Source organism: Dyella agri (assembly GCF_044904705.1).
In the GTDB taxonomy this organism is placed as follows: domain Bacteria; phylum Pseudomonadota; class Gammaproteobacteria; order Xanthomonadales; family Rhodanobacteraceae; genus Rhodanobacter_A; species Rhodanobacter_A agri.
On sequence record NZ_JADIKL010000007.1, the window covers coordinates 161,849 to 188,619 of the forward strand.

At 66.6% G+C, this 26,771-nt stretch carries 24 protein-coding genes; 18 read left to right on the plus strand and 6 right to left on the minus strand.

The genetic code is table 11. The features are described 5' to 3' along the window. Positions 1-19: 19 nt before the first annotated feature. Both ISP14_RS13475 and ISP14_RS13480 read right to left on the minus strand, forming a co-directional pair. On the minus strand, positions 20-2,650 hold the full coding sequence (locus tag ISP14_RS13475; RefSeq protein WP_404540811.1) for an MtrB/PioB family outer membrane beta-barrel protein: 2,631 nt from the start codon (positions 2,648-2,650) through the stop codon (positions 20-22). A gap of 28 nt (positions 2,651-2,678) precedes the next feature. Next, on the minus strand, positions 2,679-3,812 hold the full coding sequence (locus tag ISP14_RS13480; protein WP_404540812.1) for a DmsE family decaheme c-type cytochrome: 1,134 nt from the start codon (positions 3,810-3,812) through the stop codon (positions 2,679-2,681). 313 nt (positions 3,813-4,125) lie between these two features. On the opposite strand from ISP14_RS13480, the gene ISP14_RS13485 reads away from it, so the two are divergent. The 18 genes from ISP14_RS13485 to ISP14_RS13570 all read left to right on the plus strand — a co-directional run bounded on the left by ISP14_RS13485 (position 4,126) and on the right by ISP14_RS13570 (position 22,413). After that, positions 4,126-4,563 carry a sugar 3,4-ketoisomerase gene (locus tag ISP14_RS13485; RefSeq protein ID WP_404540814.1) on the plus strand — a complete coding sequence of 146 codons (438 nt, stop codon included), beginning with the start codon at positions 4,126-4,128 and terminating at the stop codon, positions 4,561-4,563. Next, a complete protein-coding gene (locus ISP14_RS13490; protein WP_404540816.1) occupies positions 4,548-5,213 on the plus strand; it encodes an acetyltransferase in 666 nt (221 codons plus the stop codon). The genes ISP14_RS13485 and ISP14_RS13490 overlap by 16 nt, the downstream gene beginning before the upstream one ends. Before the next feature lie 7 nt (positions 5,214-5,220). Beyond that, positions 5,221-6,174 (plus strand): glycoside hydrolase family protein, encoded by a 954-nt coding sequence (locus ISP14_RS13495; RefSeq protein WP_404540818.1) that lies wholly within the window; start codon positions 5,221-5,223, stop codon positions 6,172-6,174. Next, positions 6,161-7,093 carry a GNAT family N-acetyltransferase gene (locus tag ISP14_RS13500; protein ID WP_404540820.1) on the plus strand — a complete coding sequence of 311 codons (933 nt, stop codon included), beginning with the start codon at positions 6,161-6,163 and terminating at the stop codon, positions 7,091-7,093. The genes ISP14_RS13495 and ISP14_RS13500 overlap by 14 nt, the downstream gene beginning before the upstream one ends. 14 nt (positions 7,094-7,107) lie before the next feature. Further along, the gene (locus ISP14_RS13505; RefSeq protein ID WP_404540909.1) at positions 7,108-8,220 is read left to right on the plus strand and encodes a DegT/DnrJ/EryC1/StrS family aminotransferase; all 1,113 of its coding nucleotides are present in this window, start codon (positions 7,108-7,110) and stop codon (positions 8,218-8,220) included. Continuing rightward, positions 8,217-9,467 (plus strand): O-antigen translocase, encoded by a 1,251-nt coding sequence (locus ISP14_RS13510; protein WP_404540822.1) that lies wholly within the window; start codon positions 8,217-8,219, stop codon positions 9,465-9,467. Before ISP14_RS13505 ends, ISP14_RS13510 begins: the two co-directional genes overlap by 4 nt. After that, complete coding sequence (locus ISP14_RS13515) at positions 9,467-10,408, plus strand: glycosyltransferase family 2 protein (protein ID WP_404540824.1); 942 nt, start codon at positions 9,467-9,469, stop codon at positions 10,406-10,408. The genes ISP14_RS13510 and ISP14_RS13515 overlap by 1 nt, the downstream gene beginning before the upstream one ends. Then, positions 10,405-11,592, plus strand: coding sequence for a hypothetical protein (locus ISP14_RS13520; RefSeq protein ID WP_404540826.1), 1,188 nt, complete (start codon positions 10,405-10,407; stop codon positions 11,590-11,592). Before ISP14_RS13515 ends, ISP14_RS13520 begins: the two co-directional genes overlap by 4 nt. Continuing rightward, positions 11,579-12,415, plus strand: coding sequence for a Wzz/FepE/Etk N-terminal domain-containing protein (locus ISP14_RS13525; protein ID WP_404540827.1), 837 nt, complete (start codon positions 11,579-11,581; stop codon positions 12,413-12,415). The genes ISP14_RS13520 and ISP14_RS13525 overlap by 14 nt, the downstream gene beginning before the upstream one ends. Before the next feature lie 57 nt (positions 12,416-12,472). Then, positions 12,473-13,468, plus strand: coding sequence for a class I SAM-dependent methyltransferase (locus ISP14_RS13530; RefSeq protein WP_404540828.1), 996 nt, complete (start codon positions 12,473-12,475; stop codon positions 13,466-13,468). 4 nt (positions 13,469-13,472) lie between these two features. After that, on the plus strand, positions 13,473-14,702 hold the full coding sequence (locus ISP14_RS13535) for an amidohydrolase family protein (protein ID WP_404540830.1): 1,230 nt from the start codon (positions 13,473-13,475) through the stop codon (positions 14,700-14,702). After that, on the plus strand, positions 14,702-15,442 hold the full coding sequence (locus ISP14_RS13540) for a class I SAM-dependent methyltransferase (RefSeq protein WP_404540910.1): 741 nt from the start codon (positions 14,702-14,704) through the stop codon (positions 15,440-15,442). The genes ISP14_RS13535 and ISP14_RS13540 overlap by 1 nt, the downstream gene beginning before the upstream one ends. Continuing rightward, positions 15,439-16,947, plus strand: coding sequence for a B12-binding domain-containing radical SAM protein (locus tag ISP14_RS13545; protein ID WP_404540832.1), 1,509 nt, complete (start codon positions 15,439-15,441; stop codon positions 16,945-16,947). The genes ISP14_RS13540 and ISP14_RS13545 overlap by 4 nt, the downstream gene beginning before the upstream one ends. Before the next feature lie 13 nt (positions 16,948-16,960). After that, on the plus strand, positions 16,961-18,091 hold the full coding sequence (locus ISP14_RS13550) for a glycosyltransferase family 4 protein (protein ID WP_404540834.1): 1,131 nt from the start codon (positions 16,961-16,963) through the stop codon (positions 18,089-18,091). Then, positions 18,088-19,194: a glycosyltransferase family 4 protein gene (locus tag ISP14_RS13555; RefSeq protein WP_404540836.1), complete on the plus strand. Its 1,107-nt coding sequence runs from the start codon at positions 18,088-18,090 to the stop codon at positions 19,192-19,194. Before ISP14_RS13550 ends, ISP14_RS13555 begins: the two co-directional genes overlap by 4 nt. Then, the gene (locus tag ISP14_RS13560) at positions 19,185-20,342 is read left to right on the plus strand and encodes an acyltransferase family protein (protein WP_404540838.1); all 1,158 of its coding nucleotides are present in this window, start codon (positions 19,185-19,187) and stop codon (positions 20,340-20,342) included. Before ISP14_RS13555 ends, ISP14_RS13560 begins: the two co-directional genes overlap by 10 nt. A 94-nt stretch (positions 20,343-20,436) precedes the next feature. Beyond that, complete coding sequence (locus ISP14_RS13565; protein WP_404540839.1) at positions 20,437-21,561, plus strand: acyltransferase family protein; 1,125 nt, start codon at positions 20,437-20,439, stop codon at positions 21,559-21,561. A 24-nt stretch (positions 21,562-21,585) separates the two neighbouring features. Then, positions 21,586-22,413 (plus strand): class I SAM-dependent methyltransferase, encoded by an 828-nt coding sequence (locus tag ISP14_RS13570; protein WP_404540841.1) that lies wholly within the window; start codon positions 21,586-21,588, stop codon positions 22,411-22,413. A gap of 12 nt (positions 22,414-22,425) precedes the next feature. Here the strand turns inward: ISP14_RS13570 and ISP14_RS13575 are convergent, their stop codons facing one another. From ISP14_RS13575 to ISP14_RS13590, 4 genes are read right to left on the minus strand one after another with little or no spacing between them, the layout of a single operon-like run. Then, on the minus strand, positions 22,426-23,358 hold the full coding sequence (locus ISP14_RS13575) for a flavin reductase (RefSeq protein ID WP_404540843.1): 933 nt from the start codon (positions 23,356-23,358) through the stop codon (positions 22,426-22,428). A gap of 2 nt (positions 23,359-23,360) precedes the next feature. Then, positions 23,361-23,990 (minus strand): class I SAM-dependent methyltransferase, encoded by a 630-nt coding sequence (locus tag ISP14_RS13580; RefSeq protein ID WP_404540845.1) that lies wholly within the window; start codon positions 23,988-23,990, stop codon positions 23,361-23,363. 27 nt (positions 23,991-24,017) lie between these two features. Next, positions 24,018-25,247, minus strand: coding sequence for a nucleotidyltransferase family protein (locus ISP14_RS13585; protein WP_404540846.1), 1,230 nt, complete (start codon positions 25,245-25,247; stop codon positions 24,018-24,020). A 9-nt stretch (positions 25,248-25,256) separates the two neighbouring features. After that, a complete protein-coding gene (locus tag ISP14_RS13590; RefSeq protein ID WP_404540847.1) occupies positions 25,257-26,741 on the minus strand; it encodes a B12-binding domain-containing radical SAM protein in 1,485 nt (494 codons plus the stop codon). Between the last annotated feature and the right edge of the window lie 30 nt (positions 26,742-26,771).

A 26,771-nucleotide genomic window follows, 5' to 3' on the forward strand; every position in this document is an offset into this window, starting at 1 on the left:
AGACATCGCGGCGTTCCCCTCAGAGCTTCACGGTCACAAAGGCGCCCACCAGCAGGACATGCCAGTGCGGTTGCGGCCCGAGCTCGGTGAAGACGCGATTGCCGACGATCAGGTTGGCGGGTGTGTCGAAGCCGGCGTAATGCCAGTCGGCGTAGTTGCCGAATTCGTATTTCCCATAGAGGGCCAGGCCCAGCTTCCGGGTCAGCGCCAGGTTCAGGCGTGCCGTGAGCGTCTGCATGCGATAGACGTTGGCCGGAAAGCTGTTGCCGACATCTGCCGCGGTCAGGATCGACCGGTACACCGTGGAGATCGCCGCCAGACTGGCATAGTTGTAGCTGTCGACGCCGCGCGAATAGGTGTAATCGTAGTCGAGATCCAGCCTGACCCGCGGCGAGAAGCTGTGCTTGAAATGCGCACCGGCGTCGACATCGCGCTCGTTGTCCGTCGCCGTCCAGAAATTGGCATACGGGAAAAACGGGCCGCCGAATTGCGGGTCGGCCTGCCCCGGCGATGAAAAGGTCAGCGCCTCGTTGTCGTTGACGTTGCCTTGCTTGAGCCGGCTCGACTCGATGCCCGCATAGGCGCTCATCGAGGTCGCCGCGTCCGGCGCCCAGTCCCAGGACAGGTCGGCGCCGGTGGTATCGAAGGATTGCCGCCCGATATCGGCACCGTAGCGGCTGCGATTGCCGTACAACGTGGCGCTGAGGGTTGCCGTGGTCCCCAGCGGCATGGTCAGGATCGCCTTGAGCTTGTTCGCCTCGAGGTTGCTCATGTCGTACTTGTACATCTGGGCGACGGTGAACGCGGTATAGCCGATCGCAAGCTGCACGTACCCGGGCATGGATGGCGAATACGCGGCGAGGTACGGATCGGGGTTGTAAGGCCCTCCCGTGCGCTTCTGGTACTCATAGCTCAGGCGCAAGGTCGCGTTGCCCATGGCCTTGGTATCCCAGCTCAGCTTGATGTGCTGGTCGTTGATGTAGGTGCGTTCGCGCGGGCGCGGCGTCTGGTAGTCGAGCAGGTAGCTCGCGCCCAGCGTGTTGTCCTGGTTTATCCGGTAACTGCCGCCCAGCTCGGTTTTGCGGTCGTTGTAGCTGAAGGGGATGCTGGCGATCTGCGCATAGTTCGATTGGTAAAGCGGGCTGCCGGGCTGGAACAGTTCGCTCCCTCCGGTGACGATCGGCTCCGCGCCGTTCTCCGGGACGTAGCCGTACTGTCCCGTCAACGGGTTGTACATGGAGTAGCGCGTCATGTTGTCCTCGTCGCGCTGGCGCAGGTTGAGGTGCCAGCTGAGCTTCGCGGTGGGACGGAAATCCAGGCGCAGGTTGAACAGGCCGGCGTCGATGCGCGCATCGCCATCCTGCCGCGACAGTGCGGCGGTGGTGTTCCAATCCGCACAGGCGATGCCGGTCGTGCCGAGGTACTGTCCGCTCGGGCAATACATGGGGTTGAGCGGTGCCTGCAGCGTGTCGTTCTGGCGCATGCTGCTGTAGGCCGCCGAGACAGACAACTCGCCGTGCCAGAGCTTCAGCGGATGCGACGCCTCGATCCTTACGTTGTAGTAGTTGTTGTCCGGTTCCAGTGACCAGGTGCCTCCGGTGATGACCGAGGTGAAACCCGGCGATACGGCGAATGGCACGGCATAGTTGAGGCTGCGTTTGTGGTCGCGGAAGAAGGAGCCGGTCATGGTGAAGTTGACCAGCCAGCCCGAGGCGCCGCCCTTGTTGCGCAGGCCAAGGTTGACGTCAGTCGTGGTGAAGTCGACCGGGCGCACGGTTTCGTACTGCCCGCCGAACGTGCCCGGCAGGCTCGCCGTTCCTGGGCCGCCCGGTCCCGGGGCAACGAAGAAGTAGGTCAGGTACATCGGGCCGCCCCAGTCGCGGTCGCCCGTGCGGTTTTCGCTGGTGACGCCGGCGTAGCCGATCCAGTCGCGGGTCAGCGCACCCTCCCAGCTGATGCCGGTGCTCTGGCGCGTTACCGACAGGGTGCGGCGTGGCCGGTTCGCTTCCACGGCCTGCACCTGTGCCGGCGTGCTGCCGGTGGCGAGGCCGCTGGGCAGGGTCAGATCGGTGGAACCCACGCCATTCCACAGCGGATAGGCCGTCGTGCTCAAGGTGTGCGGGATGTCCCGGTAGAACGCCTCGATGTGGTAGTCGCCGTAGCGGCCGCTGCGCAGGCGGTAGTACTGGTCCTGGCTACTGATCCGGCTGCCGCGGAAGTCGACGTACTGGCCGGTCCGGTGGTTCAGTGCGGAGAAGGCGAGCATGCCCAGGGCGGCGCCGTTCCGCCAGCCCGAATACATCCGGAAGAATTCGTCGTTGCGGTCGCCGCTGGCATGGAGGTAGCCGAATTCGGCCAGCCACGAATAGGTCCAGTCGCCGCTGCCCAGCCTGGCCTCGTCGGGTACCTGGCGGGGCCAGGGGTAGAGCACGCCGGTCGGCGTGCGCAGCTGGCCGGCATGCAGGTAGGACATGCCGGTCGGATCCGGCGTGTCGAATGCCGCCCAGCCGGTGGGATCGAAGCTGTTGCCGAACTGGGTATTGCCTACACGCTGGCTGTCGCTGGAGTCGCTCTGCGCCAGCGCCGAAGCGGGACCTGCGATGCCGAATGCCAATCCAAGCAACGCAGCCAGGGGTTTGTGCTTGAGCATCGCTCTCCGCCCTTCGCCGGATGGCGGGTCACTGGTGGAACTTGGCGCCGTTGGGATCGTTGGAGCCGTGGATGTTGCTATGGCAGTTCAGACAGCCGCGTTCCATCACGCGCTCGTCCGGGACCAGCCCGCTGCGCAGGCTCTGGCGCGTCAGCAAGTCGTTGGGGTGATCGGTGTTCGTATGGCATTGCTGGCACAGCATCGGCACCGGCAAGGCCAGCAGGTTTTCCTGGTTCGAGCCGTGCGGGGCGTGGCAGTTGAGGCAGTTCTCGGCCACCGGCGCGTGCTCGAACAGGAACGGGCCGCGCTTCTCTGCATGGCAGGTTTCGCAGGTCTCGTTGACGGTGTCGGTTTTCAGCAGCGGCTGGGTGAGGGTGCCGTGCGGGTTGTGGCAGTCGACGCAGGAGATTTGCCCTTCCGGCAGCGGCATGTGCGAGCGGCGGTTGAACTGGGCGCGGATGTCCTGGTGACAGGTCGAACACACTTGATTGACGGAATCGTTCGCCAGTACGCCCTCGGCTGACAGTCGCGTCATCGGGTTGTGGCAGTCGGTGCACGACAGGCCGCGTTCCTGGTGCACCGAGCCGATCCAGTGCTGGCGTGCGCCGCCGACGTGGCAGCTCAGGCAGGTGCGCGTCTGGGTGTCGATCGGTGTCTTGGCGTCGTGCGTAAAGGCAATGATCAGGCCGGGCGCCGAGGGATGCTTTGCATGCTCCGAGCCTGGACCGTGGCAGGCTTCGCATGCAGCCTGCGGTCCGCTGCTGGCGCTGCCGGCGCGGAACGATGCGACGTGCAGGCTGTGCGCGGCCTGCATGTTTTCCAGTGCATGGCAGCTTGCGCAGCTTTTCGAGCCGATCGCGTCCGCGCCTGGCGCCAACGGATTGCTCGGGATCGGGGCCGCATCGAACGGCGTGGCGGGGCCGTCGTCGGACGTGTCCAGGCGGGCGCCATGGTGCATCCCCACGCCGGCACCCATGTCGGTGGCCGGCAGCATGCGCGCGATGTCGCTGTCGCTAAGACGGCTGGACGGCTGGTGCGCGGTGGTCTGGTCGGTGTTCGTGTCGCCACGCTGCTGCGCCTGCGCCACGGACGACCACAGCAGCACGTTGCCGAGGCCGGCGATCATGACGAGCAGCGCCGCCAGCGACAGCCTCAGGCGCATGGCCCGCCGTTCCCTTTCCAGACCCTGGATATCTCTGCGCGTCGTCGTCATCCAGCCGATCCCTTGCATGTCCCCACGAATGCTTCATGCCGAAGCGAGGCTCATGCGCGTGATGCTTCAGGGAGCCCTGTGATACGGAGTGCCGGTTGGGCGGCGAAAGGTTGCATCGGGCAACCGGCGGTCCCGGAGATCGTCGACGACCCGTAGGTTCGCCAGGCCATGCCTTTCCCGTTCGCGGCACAACCTTTCGCCAACCAGACGACACTCAGGTGTCGTGGGCCATATCCATGAACTTCAAGGGCTGGTTCGGCATATGGAAATCGAACGCATCCGGTTACAGAAGCATGGCGACGATCGCGGCATGCTGATCGCCTTGGAACAGGATCGGGACGTGCCCTTCGAGATCCGGCGCGTGTACTACCTGTATGCCACCAACGACGGTGTGCACCGCGGGCGACACGCGCATCGCCACCTCAATCAACTGGCCGTGGCGGTGCGTGGCTCCGTCACCTTCCTGCTGGACGACGGCACCGGCTCGGTGGAGGTACGGCTCGATGACCCCGCCTATGGCCTGCACCTCGGCAGCATGGTGTGGCGTGAGCTGTACGACTTCAGCGAGGACTGCGTGCTGATGGTGCTGGCCGATCACCTGTACGACCCGGCCGACTACATCACCGATTACGACGCTTTCCTGCGCGAGGTTCGCAGCCCCGTGTACCAGGAGGGCCTGGTGGCATGCCAAAGCCTCTAGTCCTGGTCGGCGCGGGCGAGTTCGCGCAGATCGCCTGCGAGTACTTCGAACACGACAACGGGCGTCACGTGGCCGCCTTCAGCGTCGAGCGCGACTATCTCGCGCAGACGATGCTGGCCGGCCGGCCGGTGGTGGCGTACGAGACGCTGGAGACGAGCTATCCGCCGACGGAATTCGACGTGTTCGTCGCCATACCGGCCAGCCAGCTCAACCGCTTGCGCACGCGCCTCTATCGCGACGCGAAGGATCGCGGTTACCAGCTCGCCACGTACGTCAGTTCCCGCGCGTTCGTATGGCGCAACGCCGAGGTGGGCGAGAACAGTTTCATCTTCGAGGGCAACGTGGTGCAGCCGTTCGTACGCATCGGCAACAACTGCGTGCTGTGGAGCGGCAACCATGTGGGGCATCGCACGGTCGTGCGCGACCACGTGTTCGTCGCCTCGCATGCGGTCATCTCCGGCTATTGCGAGATCGGCGAGAGCAGTTTTATCGGCGTGAACAGCACCTTCAACGACCACGTGAAGGTCGCCGCCGACAACGTGATCGGCGCCGGGGCGCTGGTTACCCGCGATACCGAGCCGGGGCGGGTCTACGTCGGCTCGCCGGCGCATGCGGTGCCCAATCGGTCGAGTCTTGATGTGAGGCTTTGACGGGCGCATGACCACATGGACCAAGAAAGGGCTGATCTTCGACACCGCGCGGCAAGGTGTGGGCGGCTGGATGCGCCATTCGGCGCTCACGCCGACGCCGTACCGGATCGACGACGGGCTGATCCGCGTCTACGCGGGATTTCGCGATGCCGATGGTGTCAGCCGTATCGGTTACGTGGACGTACGGGCGGACGATCCCGCGACGATCGTGCGGGTAAGCGCCGAGCCGGTGCTGGACCTTGGTCGGGCGGGCTGTTTCGACGACAACGGCATGATCCTGGGCGATCTTGTCGATGCGCCTGGCGGCCTGCACTTGTTCTATGTCGGCTTCCAGCGCGTGGCCAGGGCCAAGTTCCTGGCCTTTAGCGGCCTGGCCATCTCCGGCGATGGCGGCAACAGCTTCCAGCGTACCCAGGACACCCCCATCCTGGATCGTGCGCCGGGCCGCAGCACCATAGCCGCGGTGCATTCGGTCATGTATGAGAACGGCCGCTGGCGCTTGTGGTACGCGGTGGGCGACGACTGGGAAAGCATCGGCGGGCAGCCGTTTCCGCGCTATCACATCCGTCATGCGGAGACGGTCGATCTCGCCGCGATCCCCCGTGCGGACCAGGTCTGCCTGCGTCCACAAGGAAGCGAGTACCGCATCGGGCGGCCGCGCGTGTACCGCTTCGGCAGCCGTTACGTCATGTATTTCACGCGCGGCAACGTCACCGGTGAATACTTCCCCGGTATCGCCACCAGCGACGATGGCATTGCCTGGGAGCGCCATGACAAGGCGCTGGGCATCGCGCTGTCCGCCGATGGCTGGGATTCGCGCACGCTTTGCTATCCCGCGCTGATCCGCCAGCGCGACAAGCTGCTGATGTTCTACAACGGCAACGACATGGGCGTGGACGGTTTCGGCGTGGCCGAAGCCGACGCAACCCGGTTCGACGGTGGCGCGCATGTTCTCGGTTAGGCCTTATGCCGCGGCCGACGCGCGCGCCTGGGATGCGCTGGTCGACCGGTCCCGCAACGGCAATTTTCTGCATCGGCGTGGCTATATGGACTACCACGCCGATCGTTTCGTCGACCAGTCGTTGATCGTCGAGCGCCAAGGCGAGGCGGTGGCGGTATTCCCGGCGAACATCCACGGGAAGGTGGTGACCAGCCACGGTGGCCTCAGCTATGCCGGGTTGATCGCCACCCATGACCTGCGCGCCGAATCGACGCTGGCCGTGTTCGGGCAGATCGCCGGGCACTACCGTGCGCTGGGGGTGGAGCGCGTGGTCTACAAGGCGGTGCCGCGCATCTTCCATGCGTATCCGTGCGAGGAGGATTTGTATGCCTTGCATCGGTTGGGCGCGCAGCTGCGGCGCCGCGACCTGTCCTCGGTCATTGCGCTGCGCGAGCCATTCCACTTCACGCCGGGTCGCCGGCGTGCGGTCAACAAGGCGCGCAAGTCCGGCATCAGCTTGCAGACCGGCGCCGATCCGGAGGACTTCCACACACTGCTGACCGACGTGCTTCGCCAGCACGACGCCCGGCCGACCCACAGCCTCGCGGAGCTGCGCCTGCTGCAGGCGCGCTTCCCGCAGCACATCGTGCTGCATGAGGCGCGGCGCGATGGGGTTCTGCTTGCCGGCGCGCTCGTGTACGACTTCGGCCGCACCGTCCACACCCAGTACCTGGCCGCCTCGGAGGAAGGGCGGCACGTGAATGCGCTCAGCCTGCTGCTGGCGGAGCTGATCGGCGGCGTCTACGCGAATCACGGCTTTTTCAGCTTCGGCATCTCGACCGAGCATGAGGGCAGGGTGCTCAACGGCGGCCTGGTCACGCAGAAGGAATACTTCGGCGCGCGCGCCATCGTGCACGACTTCTACGAGTGGACGCTGTGATGGACGCCCGGCGGATGGAGGTGCCGTTCCTCGACCTCAAGGAGGTCCATGCGGACTATGCCGACGAGCTGAAGGCGGCAGCGGCGCGGGTGATCGATTCGGGGCGTTATGTACTTGGCGAGGAACTGGCTGCCTTCGAGCGCGAGTTCGCAGCCTACTGCGGCGTGCGCCATGCGGTGGGCGTAGGCAGCGGGCTCGATGCGCTGGCGTTGATCCTGCGCGGCTACATGGGACTGGGCGCCCTGGCCGAGGGCGATGAGGTCATCGTCCCCGGCAACACCTTCATTGCCAGCTTTCTCGCCATCAGCGGGAGCCGGCTGGTGCCGGTTCCGGTGGAGCCCGATCCGGCGACCTTCAACCTCGATCCGGCCTGCGTGGCGGCGGCAATCGGGCCGCGCACCCGCGCGATCATGGCCGTGCATCTGTACGGCCAGCTGGCCGATATGCCGGCGCTGGCCGGCCTGGCGCGGCGGCACGGCCTGTTGCTGATCGAGGATGCCGCGCAGGCGCACGGTGCGGCTAGCGAGGGGCGCCGGGCCGGCGCGTTCGGAGATGCGGCGGCCTTCAGCTTCTTCCCCGCCAAGAACCTCGGCGCCTTGGGCGACGGTGGCGCCGTCGTCACCGGTGATGCGCGGTTGGCACGGCGTGTCGCGGCTTTGCGCAACTACGGCTCCGAGGTGAAGTACCACCACCTTTTCCAGGGGGTCAATTCCCGACTGGACGAAATTCAAGCTGCATTGCTGCGCGTGAAACTGCGCCACCTCGACGACGACATTGCGTTGCGCCGGCGTGTGGCGCAGCGCTATCGCGAAGGTATCCGTCATCCGCAAATCGTCTTGCCGAAGGTGGTGCATGAAGAGCAGCACGCCTGGCATCTGTTCGTGGTGCGCTGTCGCAGTCGCGACGCACTGAAGCAGCACTTGCAGGCGCGAGGCGTGCAAACCCAGGTGCATTACCCGGTGCCGCCGCACCACCAGCCGGCTTATGCCGAGCTGCGCGATGTACGGCTGCCAGTCACCGAACGTTTGCACGAGGAGGTACTGAGTCTGCCACTTGGGCCCAGCCTAGGCGAGGTCGCGGTGGAGTGCGTGGTCGATGCCTGCAATGCCTTTGAGTGCCAGCCATGAACATCGTGCGCGCCGGCTTCTACTCCTCGATCGCCACCGCGGCGCGGTTGCTGGCGGCGCTGGTGGTGGTCAAGCTCGTGGCATGGTTCGCCGGCCCTGCAGGCGTGGGCAAGCTGGGTCAGTTCATGAGCCTGATGTCGTTGCTGGCCGTACTGGCCGGCGGCGGCATCAGCGCCGGCATCGTGAAGTACGTTGCCGAATACCGGCACGACCCGCCGCGCCTGGCGCGCCTGCTGGCTGCCGCGCTCTGGTATGCGCTGTGCGCCTCCGTGCTGATGGGTTGCCTGGCGCTGTTGTTCAGTCGGCAACTGGCGCAATGGCTGCTGGACGATCCTGCCTACGCGGGCCTGATCCGGGTGCTTGCCGTGGCCCAGTTCGGCATTGCGCTGGTCAACTACATCCTGGCCGTGATCAACGGCTTCATGGACGTGCGCAGGCTGGCGCTGATCCAGGTGCTGGGCTCGCTGCTCAGCATCATGACGGTGATCTGGCTGGCGCGCTGGCTGCAGCTTTATGGCGCGCTGCTTGCGCTGATCGTGGGGCAGCTGCTGTGGCTTGTTGTCGGATTGCCGGCGTGGTGGCGCAGTTCGTATTTCCGGCGCAGCATGCTGCGGCTGCGCTTCGATCGCGAAATGACCCTGCGGCTGGCGGCCTTTTCCGTGATGACGCTCACCGCCGCGCTGGTCTCGCCGCTGGTGAACATCGCGGTGCGCGACCATCTCGCTCTGCAGCTCGGCTGGCAGCAGGTCGGCTACTGGCAGGCCGTGAGCAAGGTGTCGGATGCCTATCTGCTGTTCCTCACCGCGGCGATCAACATCTACTACCTGCCGAAGCTGGCTTCGATCCAGGATCGCACAGAGCTGGTGCACGAGTTGCGCCGCGCCTATCGCTACGTCTTGCCGGCGGTGATAACCCTGGCGGCGGTTGTGTACCTGCTGCGGGGCTGGGTGACGCAACTGCTGTTCAGCACGGACTTCGTGCCTGCCAACGCGTTGTACGCGCCGCAGCTGGCGGGCGACGTAGTCAAGATCGCCTCTTTCATCCTTTCCTACGTGATGCTGGCCAAGGCCATGACCAGGCTGTTCGTGATCTCGGAGTGCGTGTTCGCGGCCAGCTACCTCGTGCTGGTCTACCTGTTCACCGCGCGCTTCGGCGTGGTCGGCGCGATGTATGCGTTCCTGGCCAACTATCTCGGCTACCTCGCTTTCAACGTGCTGGTGGTGCGGCGCTACCTGGGGACAGTGTGATGGCGGCCCTCGACGTGACGCCGGGTCTGATGCCGCCGCTGGTCTCGGTGCTCATCCCTGCGTTCAATCACGAACGTTACGTGTTGCGCTGCCTCGACAGCGTCCTGGAAGACTCCTATCCGGCCAAGGAACTCATCATCATCGACGATGGTTCGACCGACCGCACCGGCGCGCGCATCGCCGACTGGGTCGCCGCGCATTGCATGGATATCCCGATCGAGTACGTACGGCGGGAGCATCGCGGCATCGCCGCGACCCTGAACGAGCTGGCGGCGCGCGCGAATGGCGAATTCCTGCGTCCGGGTGCCAGCGACGACTACTTGCTTCCCGGCGGTATCGGCGCGCAGGTTCGCTACCTGCAGGAGCATCCGCACAAGGTGGCGGTGATCGGCGACTCCATGGTCGTGGACGGCAACGGGCACAAGCTGCACGACAGTGGCATGTGCGACTTGCACGGCGCCGACAAGAGTCTCTATCTCACCGACGATGGCATCCGCCGTGCGGTGATCCGGCAGTGGGCCATTGGCGGGCCGGTCGTCCTTATCCGCAAGTGCGCGCTGGATACCGCCGACCGCTGGAGCGAAGGCCTTCGCATCGAAGACTGGGATCTGTTTCTGCGACTGGCGGCGCGCAATGGGCTCGGTTTCATCGACGTCCACGTATGCGCCTATCGGTTGCACGCATCGAACGTGAGCAGAACGCGCCACAAGGGAGCCCGCATCGCCAACCTGGCCGAATCGCGGCAGGTGGCGAGGTTCAGGGCCGGCTTGTTCAAAGAGCCGTACCGGACCTTGCTGCGGGCACAGTCGCATTACATCGACGCCAAGATCTCGTTCCTGGAGCGGCGGCCCTGGCCGCTGCTGCGTCACCTGGCGGCGTATCTGGCATTGGCCCTCAGGGCCAGGTTGCCGTCCGTGCGACAGCACGCGGAGGGAACATGAACCCGGTGCTGCGATTACCCTCCACCTGGCTGGGGCTGCCCATCCTGTTCGCCTGCGGCTTGACCTGGTTCACCTACGAACTGCCGGCCGATTACCTCGAGGGTCTGCTCCTGCTGGCGGTGACCGCGTCGGCCATCGTGCTCCTGGACGTGCTGGCCGGCGTGCGCATCCCGGCGGCTGCGCAGTTCCGCGCGCGCCACTACGTCGGCACCCGCGACTCCTTTGTGGCGCTGGGTCTGGCCGGCCTGATCCTGCTGTTCTGCCTGCTCGACCTTGCGCTGTATCCGATTCCCTTGTTCGACAAACCTTCGGCGTACGCCTCGATGGCGGGCGGTCGCGAGCACATCCGGCACGTCTCCGACATGTGTTGGGTCTTGCCTCCGATCGGTCTGCTCTGTGCCCGGCGCCGCTGGCTGCGCAATTTCCTGATAGTTGCCGGCTTCGTGTTCCCGGTACTGGTGATCGACCGAAATCGCCTGTTCGCTTCGGTGTTCTCGTTCGCACTGCTGATCCTGCTGCGACGGGACCCGGAGAGACCGCCACCCTGGAAGGCTGTCGGCGCACTGGCGTTGGCGGGCGTCAGCGTGTTCTCGATCCTCGGCATCGTGCGTTCCGGCACGCTGGACTACGTCACGCTGCCGTTCGGCGCGATGTACCGCGCCGCGCCGCAGGGCATCAAGTGGTTGCTGCTGTACGGCAGCGCGGGCCCCTACAACTTCAGCGCGATGCTGGCCAAGCATTACGTCAATGCCGACTTCCTGATCAACCAGCTCGTTCCCCTGCATGGCTCGGTCGTGACTGCCGGCACAGACATTCCGCTGGATGCGCCGAACATCAACGTGGGCACGGAGTTCTTTCCGTTCCTGCTTGCACTGGGTCCCTACGGCGCCGTGATTTCGGCGTTCGTGTTGTACGCCATGCTGCTGTGGAGCGTGCGGCGGCTGCGACCGACGGTGCCGCTGTTCTCCCTGTTGATCTTTCTGCGCATGTCCTACGTGTGCGTGATGTCGCCGTTCGCGCCGCAGGCTTTCACGTGGACGAATGCAGGTTTCATCGCCGTCTGCCTTTTCCTGCAGCTGTTCGCGGCGTGGCTGCCGAACCGAAAGGCAGGGGATGGCGCCATGACTACACAAGCCGTGTCTTCGTTGTCTCTCCAGCGAGTACAGAATCATGGAACAAGATGAAATCTATCTGGTCGATCTGTGGCGGATCTTCGCGCGCGGGTGGAAGTGGTTCGTACTCGTGCTGGTGCTGACCCTGGCCTGCACCTATGCGTTCGCGCATCTGGTGAAACGCCAGTGGGAGGCGACTGTCTGGATCCAGATAGGGCAGGTCGGAGCGGTGCCGCCAGGGCAGGATCCCAAGGTCGAACCGCTGCAGCGCGTACTGGAGCGGCTGCAACTGGTGCCGTTCCAGAACGAGGTTCTTCAAGATGCCGGCTACGCGCCGAATTCGGCAGTGGCCGGCCTCTACCGCAAGAGCCTGAAGCTGGATCCGCTGCCATACGCAGGTCCGCTGATCAGGCTGAGCGTACGGTCTTATTCCCGGCAGCAGGCAGACGCACTCGCTACCGCGACGGCGCTACGGCTACACACGATCCACCAGCCTCTCGAAGCGGTACAGCTGACGTCGGCACGCGGGCGCCTCGCCGGGATCGAGAGCGACTTGCAGACTGCACAGGCCGACGAAGCCCGGTACCGGAAAGCGAGCCAACCAGAAAGCCTGGGGGGGCCGGGAAGCAAGGATGTCGCCAATCCGATGCTCGCGAGCTTGCTGCTATCCAACAAGGAGGGTGAGATCCGTGGCCTGCAGCAGGCCAAGAATGATCTCGTCGAACGGCTCGGGCCTACCTACACCTACGAGACCTCGACGGTCTGGCCGGTCTACGTCCCGGAGCAGCAAGCATTTCCGAACCCCGCGCTGACGTGGGGCATCGGCCTTCTGCTGGGGATTTTCCTTGGCTCGTCGGCGGCGCTGGCCAGGAGCGTGGCACGACGTTCGGCGTAGCCGCCGCATGCGCTGACTGCCAATCGTATTCAACCAAAGCGAATCGCATCGGCACCCATGGGGCAGGCACATGAAGATGCGTTTGCCTTGGATCGGCGGGGGCCGATGCCGTATGTCGTGGCGCATGGTGAAGGATGTTCCGCCGGAGCAGAGATCGAGATGAAAAGGGAGCACGAATTCGGGCGGCAGACTCTGGAAACCGCGATTCCTCCGCGGCCCGCGCCCCCTGCATGGGACGTCGGCGGTTCCCTGGATGAGGCGAAGCTGCTCGATACGCAGCGTGCCTTCGACAGCGTGGCGGCCGACTACGACGGCCCACGCGGCAACAACGAGCTGATCCAGCGCATGCGCTCGACCGTTTGGGACAGCGTGTGCCGTGAACTTCCCTCCGGCGGAAGCCTGCTCGATCTGGGTTGCGGTACCGGTCTGGATGCGCTCGAATTCGCGCGGCGCGGCTATCAGGTTGTCGCCACCGACTGGTCGCCACAGATGGTCGCGCGCACGCAGGTGCGTGCCGCCGCCGCAGGCATGGAGGCTCGCGTTGCCACCGAGCACCTCGGCATCCAGCAGCTCGACCGGCTCGACGACTCCTTCGACGGCATCTACTCGAATTTCGGTCCGCTGAATTGCGCGCCCGACCTGCATGTGGTCGCAGCCGAATGCGCGCGCCTGCTGCGGCCGGGCGGTCGGCTGATGTTCTCGGTGATCGGACGGATCTGCCCATGGGAACTGGTGCACTATGTGCTGCGCGGACGCTGGCGGCGGGCCGGCGTGCGCGCCGCGCGCGGTGCCACCGCGGTGGGCATGAACCGCCACACGATCTGGACCTTCTACTACACGCCACGCGAGTTCTACCGCGCCTTTGCCGCGCATTTCGAGCTGACGAGCTACCGTGCGCTCGGCCTGTTCCTGCCGCCGCCCTACCTGGTGGACTACTACCGCCGCCACCGTCGCTACTGCGCCGGCCTGGGCTGGCTCGACGATCGCCTCGGGGCATTGCCGCTGCTGCGTGGCATGGGCGACCACTTCCTGATCGTGATGCGGCGACGCTGACGCCATGGGCTTCTTGCAGGCCATGCTGGACATCAGTCTGTGCCGCGCGGTCACGGTCACTCCGTCCGGCGCCTCGCACGCTCCGCTGCCGATCCGGGCTACGCGGATCGGTGCTTCGCTGGCCGCGCGGGCCTGGCGCATCGACCTGCGCGATCACCTGATCTTTCCCGGACTGATCAACGCGCACGAGCATCTGCACGTCAACGCCGTGCCGCCATTGCATGCGGGTGCACCATTCGCCAACAGCTACGCGTGGATACGGGCGTTCCAGGCGCATTTCACCGAACCCGCCGTCGCCGCCGCACTGCGCTTGCCGAAAGCGCTGCGGCTCCGCCATGGCGCACTGAAGAACCTGCTTGCCGGTGTGAGCTGCGTGGCGCACCACGACCCTTGGCATCCTGCGCTGGACGCACTGGATTTTCCGATAGCGCTGTTGCGGGACTACGGCTGGAGCTACGCGCTGGGCTGGCCCGGTTACGGGCCACCGGTGCGGGCGAGCTTTGCCGCCACGCCTGCCGGGCGACCCTGGATGATCCATCTGGCCGAGGGTACGGACGCCATCGCGCAGGCGGAGCTGGCACAACTGGATCGGCTCGGCTGTCTGGCGGCGAACAGCGTGCTGGTGCACGGCGTGGGCATGCGCGCGGCGGACATCGATCGCGTCATCGCCACCGGCGCCGCGGTGGTCTGGTGCCCGACCAGCAACCGCAACCTGCTCGGGCGCACACTCGACCCGCGACGCCTGTGCGCAGCCGATCGCCTTGCGCTGGGCAGCGACTCGCGACTCAGCGGTGCACGCGACCTGCTCGAGGAGATGCGCGGCATCGCCGCCCGTGGCGAGCTCACGCCCGCGCAGGTCGTGGCGCTGGCCACGGCGGCGGCGGCGCGCATCCTGCGCCTGCCGGGACGCGGCAACCTCGCGCCGGGCGCGCAGGCCGACCTGGTCATCGTCGAGGACCGGGGCGGTGCGGCACGCAGCCTGACGGACCTTGAGCGCAGCGAGATCCGCGCGGTCGTGCGCGACGGTGTGCCGTGCATCGCCGACCCCGACTTCGCCGAGTGGTTCGCGGTCGCCGGCGTCGATGCCGTATCCGTACTGCTGGACGGCCGGCCGAAGCTGCTGGCCGCGTTCCTGGCCGAGCCGGACCTGCTCGCGCTCGAGCCAGGGCTCGAACTCGCCACTGCGTGCAACGCGCCCGGGCGCGAGCGCGCCGTGGAAGCGTGGTGCCCATGATGGCGCACGAGCCGCTGCTGGAGCCGGCCGAGGCCTACGCGCTGTGGGCGTCCGCATATCCGGCATACGCCCACAACCCGGTGATGCGCGCCGAGGAGCGCGCGATGCTCGGGTTGATGCCGGCCTCGCTACGCGATCAGGCGGTAGTCGATGCCGGCTGCGGCAGCGGGCGCTACCTGCTGCATGCTTTGCGGCGCGGCGCGGCGCGCGCGGTTGGCGTGGACTTGTCGCCGCAGATGCTGGAGCGCGCCGATGCGGAGCTGGCCAGCTTGCGTACCGCTGCGCAGGTCACCTTGTTGCAGGGAAACCTGGAGGCCTTGCCGGTGCCGGATGCCCAGGCGGACCTGACGATCTGCGGCCTGGTCGTCGGACACGTCGAGCACCTCGGGCAGGCACTGGCAGAACTGCGCCGGGTGACCCGGCCCGGTGGCATCCTGCTGTGCAGCGATGTGCATCCGATCGGGCATGCCCTGGGCTGGCAGCGCGACTTCAAGTCCGGCGGCAGCCATTACGCCGTGCGGCACACGCCGCACCTGTATGGCCATTGGCATGCCGCCTGCACCATGCTCGGGCTGCGCATCGAGCAGGTGCTGGAACCCATGCTCGACCCGGCCGAGATCCCCGCCGGTGCCCATTTCGATCCTCGGGCGCTGGAAGTACCCGTCGCGCTGGTGCTGCGGTTGCGGCGCACCCCCGACGTTGCCGGCATCGATCCCGCTTGCACGCAGGCCTGCCCATGACCGCTCCGCGTACCTTGCTGATCAATCCGACGGTCACCTCGCGCTCTAGCGCGCGATTCCCGCTCGGCCTGCTGCACTTGGCGGCGGCGCTGGACCGCGGCGGCAGCAGCCGCATCATCGACGGCAACGTGGACCGCGACTTCGTCAACGACAGCGTGCGTGCGATGGAGCAAGAGCATTTCGACGCCGTCGGCGTGGGCGTAATGGGCGGTCCACAGGTAGCCACGGCGATCGCGGTGTCCAAGGCGATACGCGCGCGTTTTCCGGCGGTGCCGATCATCTGGGGCGGCTATTTCCCGACCCTGCACACGGACGCCACCCTGGCCGCACCTTACGTGGACTACGCGATCCGCGCGCAGGGCGAGGAAACCCTGCCGGCACTGGTTGCCGCCCTCGTCGGCGACAGGTCCGGGCTGGACCGTATCGCCGGCCTGTCCTGGAAACGCGCCGGCACGGTGGTGCATAACCCGGCCCGGCCCATCGTGCGTCGCGACCCCGCAGGGCTGCTGCCTTACGACAAGCTCGGCGATCCGCGCCGCTATCTGGCGCGCACCTATCTCGGCCAGCGCACGGTGGCCCACCAGGCCGCGATCGGCTGCCGCTACCACTGCACGTTCTGCGGTGTGGCCGCGATGTTCAATGGCGTGACCCGGCTTCCGGCCGCCGAACGGCTGGAGCGCGAGCTTGGCTATTTCAAGCACGTGCTCGGCGCCGATGCGGTGCAGTACTTCGACCACAACTTCTTCGATCGCGAGGCGGACATGGTGCCGCTGCTCGAGGTGATGGCCAGGTTCGAGCTGCCGTGGTGGTGTTTCGCCCGTTCCGATGCGCTGCTCAAGCTCTCGGAGCCCGCCTGGAAACTGGTGCGCAAGAGCCGGCTGCGCATGGCCTACATCGGTGCCGAATCGCCCAGCGGCCAGATGCTGCACGACATCCGCAAGGGCACGCGGCCGGACCAGACCCGGGAGGTGGTCGAGCTGTGCCGCCGCCACGGCGTGATCCCCGAGCTGTCATTCATGGTCGCTCCGCCGGAAAACACGGAGGAGGAAACCGAGCGCACGTTCGAGTTCATCCGCGAGATGAAGCGGATCAATCCGCAGACGGAGATTGTCATCTACGTCTACACGCCGCTGCCGGAGCACAGCCGCCACGAGAAGGACCGCGCCAGGCGGCCGGGTGCGCCGCTGCTGGACGTCGACGGCGAACCGGTGGTGTTTCCCACCACGCCGGACGAGTGGGCGCAGCCACACTGGGTCGACTACGCCTGCCACATGGATGCCCCATGGCTCACCGATCGGCTGCGTCGCCGCATCAATGATTTCGTCACCGTGCTGCGCTGTCGCTACCCGACGGTGCAGGACTTGCGCGCACCGCCATGGGCCAAACGCAGGCTCAGCGCGATGGCCGGCTGGCGCTACCGCTTCCGCAAGTACGACAGGCCGTGGGAGCTGACCCTGGCGAACCGGTTGGTACGCCTGCGCATGCCGCAGGTGTCTGGCCTGTAGACGGGGGCCGGCCATGCACGTGGTGCAGATCAATTTCCTGCCCGCGCCCCGCGGCCTGGATCTCGCGGCGGTGCTTGAGCGCTGGCCGTCGCTGGCGGACATCGCGGAGCTGGTGGCGAGCGCCGGCGTCAGGGTCACCGTGCTGCAGGCGGCCGCTCGGGCCGAGCAGCTGACGCGTGCCGGCGTGGACTATCGCCTCGTCGACATGCGTGGAACCTGCACGGTGAATGGTCGGGGCCGCCGTTTCGCCGATGCCTTGGACGGCAGCGGCGTCGATGTGCTGCATGCGCACAGTCTGGCCTACGCCGACGACGCTTTCGCGGTGGCCGGAAAACTCGCGCCGGGAGTGCCGGTGGTGTTCCAGGATCATGCCGACCGGCTGCCGCGCTGGTGGCGGCGACCGCGCCATCGCCGCCGTTTCGCGGCAGCCGCAGGCGTGGCGTTCACTTCGCTCGATCTCGCGCGCTCCTTCGTCGCCGCCGGCCTGTTCGGTGCGGCGACACGTCTCTTCGCCATACCCGAATCCAGCAGCCGTTTCACACCGGGGGATCGCGCGCGAGCACGCGCGGCGACCGGCGTGCATGGTGAACCTTGCGCGCTGTGGGTGGGTCGTTTGAATCGCGGCAAGGATCCTTTGACGGTGCTCGACGGCATCGCGCTGGCGGCGGAGCGCATGCCCGGCTTGCGCCTGTGGTGCGCCTTTGGCGAGGAGCCGATGCTGGCCGAGGTGCGGGCGCGCATAGATGCCGATCGTCGGCTGGCCGACCGCGTGCACCTGCTTGGCCGGGTAGCGCACGCGCAGGTCGAGGCGCTGATGCGCGCCGCCGACCTGTTCGTCTCCGCCAGCCGCGCCGAAAGCAACGGCTACGCGGCGATGGAGGCCATCGCTTGCGGCCTCACGCCCGTACTCACGGACATCCCTGCATTCCGCACGTTGACCGGCAACGGCCGCATCGGCCGGTTGTGGCCGTGCGGCGATGCGCCGGCGCTGGCCGAGGCGCTGGTCGATGCCGCAGCGAACCGGGCTTCGCCGCAGGAGGTGCGTGCGCATTTCGATGAGACGCTCTCGTTCAATGCCGTGGGGCGGCTCTGGGCCGAGGCTTACGCGCGGGTCCTCGGCGATCGCCGCGGTGACGCGCCATGAAGATCGCACTGGTGGTTCCCGGCGGGGTAGATCGCAGCGGCGAGTTCCGCGTGATCCCGGCGCTGCTGGCGCTGATAGGACGGCTTGCGCGCACACACGAGGTGCATGTCTTTGCCTTGCACCAGGAGGCCACGCCGGGCCGCTGGGAACTGGCCGGCGCGCAGATCCACAATATCGGCGAAGGCCGGACGCGGCTGCGTGCGATTTCGGCGATCCGGACCGAGCATCGCCGCGCGCCGTTCGACGCCATCCACGCGATCTTCTCCGGTTCCTGCAGTCTGGTCGCCGTGGTTGCGGCAAAGCTGTTGAGACGACCGAGCCTGGTGCACATCGCCGGTGGCGAGCTGATCGCGCTGCCCGGGATAGCCTACGGCGGCCGGCGCACGTGGAAGGCGCGGCTGCGCGAGGCGCTGGTGCTGCGCGGCGCCGATGCGATCACCGCCGCCAGCACGCCGATCCTCGATTCCTTGCGTGCGTTGGGGCTGGAGGCCAGGCGCGTACCGCTGGGTGTCGACCTGATGGTCTGGCCGCCACGCGCGCCGCGCGGGCGCGATGCGGGGCCGGCCCGGCTGATCCATGTGGCCAGCCTCAACCGCGTCAAAGACCAGCCGACCCTGCTGCACGCACTGGCACTCCTGGCAGAAGCAGGCCTGGAATTCGAAATGGACATCGTCGGCGTGGACACCTTGCAGGGCGAGATGCAGCGGCTCGCCTGCCAGCTCAGTCTGGACGGGCACGTGCGCTTTCTCGGCTTCAAGACCCAGCGCGAACTGCGCCCGCTGATGGAGTCGGTCGACCTGCTGGTGATGTCATCGCTGCATGAGGCCGGACCGCTAGTGACGCTCGAGGCCGCCGCCGTAGGCGTGCCCACGGTAGGCACGGCGGTCGGGCACATCGCGGAGTGGGCGCCGACGGCGGCGCTGGCCGTGCCGGTCGGCGACGCGGCGGCGCTGGCGGATGCCATCGGCCGCCTGCTGGGCGACGAGGAACTGCGGCTTCGCCTGGCCGCCGGCGCCCAGTGCCGCGCGTTGCGCGAGGACGCCGACCACACCGCTCGCACCTTCGAGGCGCTCTACCGGCGCCTGCACTCCGCATGCGCATGAAGGGCGCCACGGCGTCGCCGCTCGCCGGGCCGACGGGTCCGGCGCCGAATGCGACCGCCAACCGCATGCCGTCGCTGGACGGATTGCGGGCGATCTCGATCCTGATGGTGTGCTACGGGCATCTGTGCGGGACGCGGCATTTTCCGATTTCCATCGCGCAATACGGCCGCTGGTGCGGCGATGTCGCGCATCTCGGCGTGCTGGTGTTTTTCGTGATTTCCGGCTTTCTCATTACCTCGCTGCTGATGAGTGAGCGCGAGGCGACGGGCGGGGTCTCGCTGAAGCGCTTCTACCTGCGCAGGATCGTGCGCATCTTTCCCGCGTTCTACGCGTTCGTCCTGGTCATGGCGATCGCGACGGCGGCGGGTATGACGCAACTGAGCGGCCGCGACTTTGCCTACGCGCTGACCTACACGGTCAACTTCGAGCCGGACCGTTCCATGCAGATCGGGCATCTCTGGTCGTTGTCGGTCGAGGAGCAGTTCTACCTGCTGTGGCCACTGACCCTGCGGGTCTTGCGCGGGCGTCGTGCCTTGCTCGCCGCCGTTGCGGCAATCTGCGTCGGCCCGCTGGTGCGTTTCGCCATGCATGAGTGGATAGCCAACGTCGATCCGCATTTTCCGGCCAGCATGTTGACGAGCTTCCCGGCGATGTTCGATTACCTGGCCGCAGGTTGTGCCCTGGCGTTGCTGCGGCCATGGCTGCTGACCCGGGCGTGGTATCTGTGCCTGACCGGAAGTCGCTGGCTACTGCTCGCGGTGCCGCTGGTGCTGCTGGTCAACCGCATGGGCAGCCAGCCCATGGCGATACTGCTGGGGTCGCCGGTGATGAATCTGTGCCTCGCGCTGCTGATCGAGGCCAGCACGCGTCATGCGCGCAACCTGGTGGGTCGCTTCCTGAACTGGAGGCCGGTGATGTTTCTAGGCGTGCTGAGTTACTCGCTGTATCTGTGGCAAATGCCTTTTCTCGACCACCGATCCAACGCGTGGATGAACGCATTTCCGCAGAACCTGATGCTGGTTTTCCTCGCGGCGCTGGCATCGTATTTCCTGGTCGAACGCCCGTTCGTCCGCCTGCGCAGAAGGTTGAGGAGCGGCACAGACCAAGGCTGCAACCACGACGCGGGCGGCATATGCATCCCCAACTGACCAAGCAGGTGCGAGCGGTTCTGCGATGAAACTCCATGGCCATCTCCCTTCGTGGCGTGGTTCACCGCGGATGCCGGGCCCGACAGGTGCGCGCATGCCATCGTTGGACGGCATCAGGGCGGTTTCGATCCTGATGGTGCTCTATGGACACCTCAGTGGTACGCGGAATTTCCCGGTCTCGAACCCCGGTGGGTATGGGCAATGGTTTGGCGATGTCGCCCATCTGGGCGTGCTGGTGTTTTTCGTGATTTCGGGATTCCTGATCACTTCGCTGCTGCTGAGCGAGCGCGAGGAGACCGGCACCATCTCGCTGAAGCGGTTCTACCTGCGTCGGGTTTTGCGCATCTTTCCCGCGTTCTACGCGTACATCTTTGTCGTGGCGGTCGCAACGTTATTGGGCATGGCACACCTGGCCGGCAGGGATTTTGCCTTTGCGCTTGCCTTCGCGTTCAATTATTCCCCTAGCCATCCGTGGCTGTTGGGCCATCTATGGTCGTTGTCGATCGAAGAGCAGTTTTATCTGCTCTGGCCGTTGCTGCTGGCAAGCATGCGCGAGCGCCGTGCGCTGATGGTCGCGATTGTGGCGATCTTCGCGAGTGCGTTGTTGCGTGCCGCCATGCGCGCGTGGGTGCTCCACGTGGGTCCCAATGTGCTGAGCAACATGGCGACTTTCCCTACCATGTGCGACTACCTGGCCGCTGGTTGTGCCCTGGCTCTGCTGCGGCCTTGGTTGCTCACTCAGACGTGGTATCTGCGGCTGACTGCGAGTCGCTGGCTGGGGCTGACGATACCTTTGGTTCTGCTGCTCAATCGGGTGGGCGGCGAGCCGGTAGTGATACTGCTCGGAACACCGGTGACGAACGTATGCCTCGCACTGCTGATTGAATCGAGTACCCGCCATGCGGGTTCGATGGTCGGGCGGCTCCTCAATTGGAAACCCGTCGTGTTTCTCGGCGCGCTGAGCTACTCGCTGTATCTGTGGCAGGAGGTCTTCCTTGCTCGAGGATCCGAGCGATGGATGAATGCGTTTCCGCAGAACCTGATGCTGGTTTTCCTCGCGGCGCTGGCATCGTACTTCCTGATAGAGCGCTCGTTTGTTCGTCTGCGCGGGCGGTTGCGATACAACGCCGGTCTGCATGCACCCGCGCCGGGCATCGCAGATGGGGAGAACGCGGTACTTGAATCGTCGATACCGAACGCGCGCTGTGGGCAGGGGTGAATGGTGGACGGAGAGAAACAAACCATGGCCGGGTTGCTTGGCGATACCTCGCAACGCGATTACGCGCAGAAACTGGCGCTGTTCAACGCCTTCGCGCGGCCGGAACTGCGCGAGGCGATAGCCGCGCTGGCAGTGCAGGCAGGGCAGCGCGTGCTGGACGCTGGCTGCGGCACCGGCGAGGCGGTCGGCTGGTTCCACGAATCCGCGGAGGATCGCGCGTTGGTGGTGGGGATGGACCTTGCAACCGCGCACGTTCGCGCCGCCCGTCGCGGCGCGCCAGTGCACACGACTATCCTGCAGGCCGACATGCTGCGGCCGCCGTTGGCGGACGGCAGCTTCGACCTGGTCTGGGCCGTCAACGCCATCAATCATCTGCACGATCCGATCGCCGGGGTGCGGACGCTGGCGACGCTGCTGCGGCCGGGTGGCCGCCTGGTGGTGGGGCAGAGCTCGCTGGTGCCGGACATGTACTTTGCGTGGGATGCCCGCCTCGAACAACGTGTCAATGACGCGGTGCGCGCGTACTACCGCGAGCGCTACGGCCGCAGCGAGCACGAATTCACCGCCGTACGTGCGCTGGTCGGCTGGCTGCAGGCGGCGGGGTTGCCGTTGGTGACGGTGCGCACGCGGATGATCGAGCGCACTCAGCCACTCGTCGAAGCGGACGAGCGCTACCTGCACGAGGCGATCTTCTGCGATACCTGGGGCGAGCGCTTGCGGCCCTACCTGCCACCGGAGGATTTCGACGCACTGGCGCGGCTGTGCGATCCGGACGACGAGCGCTACGCGCTGCGGCGGCCGGACTTCCATTTCCTGCAGAGCCTCACGCTGGCGGTGGCGACGAAGGCCTGAACCACGGCGTGCTCAGGCGGTCCGCGGCTCCGTGAAAGGCTGGCCGTGCCGGCGGCGCCAAGCCTGATGGAAGCCTGCCGTGTGGTGCAGCTGGGTGGCCTGGGCCAAGGCTTCCTCGGAGACGACGCGGCCGAGGAAGAGCGTGTGCGAGCCGACCTCTTCGCTGTGCACGATCTCCAGCTCGCGGATGCGCAGCGCCGCCGCCACTGCGGGTATGCCGAAGGTACGCGAGCGTCGTACCGGGAACGGCAGCGCCTCCCAGTCCGTGAGTGGCTGCTTATGGTGCACGCTGAGTGCGTAGACGGCGTCCTTCATCGCCGCAGGCATGCAGGAGAGGGCGACCCGGCGCGATTCGCGCATCGTAGGCACGGAAACGTTGGTGCTGCGCAACGCCAGCGCAAACAGCCCGCTGCGCCCCAGCGGCCCGATCAAGTCCATCGGGAAGATGTTGTGGTGACCCGGCGCGTCGACGGAGACGAGGATGACCGGCCGCGGGCTCAGGTAGGCGATCATCAATTGCTGGGTCGCGGCAGGCGCCATCAGGGAGTGCGGCGATGGAGCGGTTCGCTGCATGAGGCGGTTCTGCAACCAGGTATTCCATGGGCGCAGCGGCCAGGCCAGGCAGCGATGCCCACCGGCCGCGACGTGATAAAGGGTAAGCGTACTGCCTTCGCTGCTGACCGCCGCCGCGCGCGCCAGCTGCAGCACCCCGAGCCGCCGGCCGCTGGCGCGGTCGCGATACTCGAGTGTCGGGTGCGGCCCGGCATCCAGGCTGGTCGCGATGGTGAGCGGCCGCAGCGAGGCCACGGTGTGGTCACTGGTCACGTCTGCCGTGGCACCGTTCCAGCACAGGTTGGCAGCGACTGCCTGTTGCGGCGACGCGACGGCGACCACCGACCATTGCGGCAGCGGGCGGACGAACGGCCTGATCCAGTCCTTCCACATCTTCAGACCCTCCGGAACAACAGGAACATGTAGAGCTCGGAAGCCAACCCGAGGCCGCGGGGAGCGAGGCGCTCCAGCCGGAAATACGGCATCGCCGCCCGCGCCACGATCCGTGGTGCGAACCGGTGGATGCGGCTTTCGCTCGGGATGGCGTAGTGGCCGCGGCGCACGAGATTCAACAGGTTCGCCCGCCACCAGCGATAGCGTGCGTCGCCGAGGCAGTAGGGATTGAGCAGGCTGGCCAGCACGAAACCACCTTGCTGGACCACCCGCGACAGCTGCTCGAACAGCACGGCGTGGTCCACGAAATGGTTGAGGACCGCGAAGTTCGCCGTGACCGCCTGCACCGTACAGGCGAGCGGCGAAGCGACCGCGACGATCGACTTGCTGGCGATCTCGTCGTGGCAGTGCCGCATCAGGCAATCGTGCATTGCCTCTGCCGGTTCGAACACGAACGTCGGGTGGCCGTTGGCGGCATAGGCTTTTGCATCGATGCCTGTGCCGGCGCCGAAATCGAGCACGGCTGCGCCCGCGGGCAGCAGGTCCAGCGCCAACTGCTGGAACCTAGCCCGTACCGCGCGATCCCGCGGCGAGGCCAGCATGAATTCGTGGTACTGCTCGCCAGTGTGCATGCCGTCAGTGCCCCGGGGGCAAATCCGCTACTTGTTCGTCGATAGGGCGCGAGGTTCCAGCGCCGCGCGCACCACATACAAGGTGTCCATGCGCGGCACCGGCCGGACCAGCCAGGTCAGCACGCGCCGATGCCTGGACGAGGTGATCCAGTCCTGCCCCTGCAACCAGAGCTGGGTGCGCGCCATGTCGGCGCGCTCCTTCCGGGCTTCCTCGGTAGGCCGGACATGGCGCGCAAGATGGCGCACGGCCTCGCCAAAAGAGCGCGACCATTCGACGCCGGCGAGTGCGTGCAGCCACAGCTCGGAGCACGACACCCGGGTCAGGGTCTGCCGTCGCGATACCGTGCGCAGCAGGGGAGGGCAGTCGCGCTCGATCCGTGCGAGCACCGTTTCGGGAACGGCATGCCGGTAGTAGCGCGCCACCAGCCGCAACGGCGGCAACGCCCACCAGGGCGCATCGTCACCGTGGGGACCCCACAGCTCGTTCCAGTCGCGCGCGACCATGCGCGTGGCCAACAGCGAGATGTCGTTGAGGTGCATCAGGCGCAGGCTGCGACCACAGATGTTGCCCGCTGCGTGCAGCAGCAAGTGACTCATCAAGGCGCCGGTCGACGGATAGGGATTCAAGCCGGGCCGGGGCTCGCGGGGATAGATCCGTTCGGTGATGTCGACGGCGGCTACGGGCAGCCGTTCCTGGATGCGCGTATGCAGTTCGATGTTCACCGGCGCATCGCGGTGTTCGCCCAGTCCAGCGTACGGCTGGCCGTTGGCGGGTTTGAACACCCGATGTTTCCATTGCGCGAACGAGGCTTCGTAGCCGAGCTTCTGCAGCAATGCGCCCGCGGCCGCGACATCGGCTTCACGCACCAGCAGGTCGATGTCGGCCATCGGTCGTTCGCCCGGCGCATAAATGCCCTCGGCATGCAGCGCCGAACCCTTCAGTGCGACGACGGGAAAGCCCGCGGTGCGGGCTCCCGCATCGATGCGCATGAGCAGTTCGATGATGCGGTGATGGCGCTGCTCGACATGCGCATGCTGGCTGGCGAGGAAGTGCCGCCACGCGGGATGGTCCCAGGTCGAGTATTCGTCGAGCAGCGGCGCTACGCCGTGCGCGACGGCGGCGGCGGCGGCCAATTCCCATTCCAGCTCGCTCCAGGCAGGCGTCTCGCCGCCCGGCCGCGCCAGAGCCAGCTCGGCAGCCAGTGCCTCGGTGGTGCGACGCAGACCGTCCTTGATGGTGGCGAGGGGCGGCAACATGGCAAGGATTCAGTTCGCTTGCGAGACGATGCGTTGTGGCGCCAACGGCGGTGTCGCATCCTTGTTGCGGTGTGCCTCCTCGGAGGAAATCAACACTTCCCAGCGTGCGGCGAGCGCGGCGCTGGCCGCACGGTAGCGTTTCGGTGGCGCGCCGACTTTCGTCTGTTGCAGCAGGACTTGCTCGTGCAACAGGTCGCGCACACGGCGGTAGAACTCCGAGTCGTAGGCGCCCCGGAACATCATGGCCAGGTCGCCGCTGTCCCGCCAATGCGTCTTCCGGCCGAGCTGGGCTTTCACCAGTTCGTAGAACCGCGTCCCGGGCAGCGGGTAGGACACGCTCACACCAATGTCGTCCGGCGCAGCCTGGGCAACCAGTTCGCGGGTGGCCAACAGGTCGGGCAGCTGCTCGCCCAGATAACCGAGCTGGATGAAAAAGCCCACGCGAATGCCGTGCCGGCCCAACCGTTCCCGCGCCACGATCAGCTCGGCAACCCTGGTGCCTTTGTTCATGGCGTCGAGCACGCGCTGGCTGCCGCTTTCGGCACCGAGCCACGCCTCGGCGCAACCGGCCTGCGCCAGCGCTTCGGCCATGCGCTCGCTGATCAGGTCGGCCCGGGTCTGGATGGTGAACGGCACCGCGCCGTCGCTGGCACGCAGGTGTTCAGCGAACTCCGTCACCCAGTCGACGCGGAAGCCGAAGATGTCGTCCGCCATCCAGATGTGGTCGGGCTGGAAGGCGTGCTTCAGATGGCTCATCTCCGCCGCGACATCCGCCGGGGTGCGCTGCATGTAATGGTTGCCCCAGATCGGCTTGGCGCACCAGTTGCAGCGGAACGGGCAGCCGCGCGACGCGGCCATGTTGAGACTGAAGTAGCTGTGCCGTTGGTACCAGGCGGCACGATAACGCTCGATGTCGATCAGGTCCCAGGCCGGGTGCCCGGCTAGACGCGGATCGGGTGGCAGCGCACCGACGCGCGTCTGCTGCAACTGGCCGCCCGCCTGCGCAGCGACGCCGGCGAGACCGGCCACCCAGGCCGGCGCGGCGATGCCGGGTTGGTGCTCCAACCGGTCGACCAATGCAGCCAGGGCCGCGATGCCCTCGCCGACCAGGACGGCTTCCGCGCCTGCCGCGAGAAAGGCCTCCGGATGATCGGAAGCGTCCGAGCCTGCCACGATCACGCGGGCGCCGGCGGTGCGCGCGCCGGCGATCATGCGACAGGCTGCCTCGCGCATGCAGTCCAGGCACATCTTGGTCAGGAAGTTGAAATTGTCCTCATAGAGCACGACCAGATCCGGGCGCACGTCGTGCAGGGATACCTCGAAATCCTCGACTCCCTCGGCGAGCATCGCGTCGAACAGCGCGACCTCGTGGCCGAGCTGACGCAACAGGGCGGCCACCTGGAGGGTGGCGAGCGGGGGATAAGGCTTGCCGCGCTCCCACTGCTTCCGGTCGTACTTCAGGTAGTAGGCGTGGCCGACCAGGATCTTCAGCATCGCTATGGCCTCCGATGGCCGATGGGACGG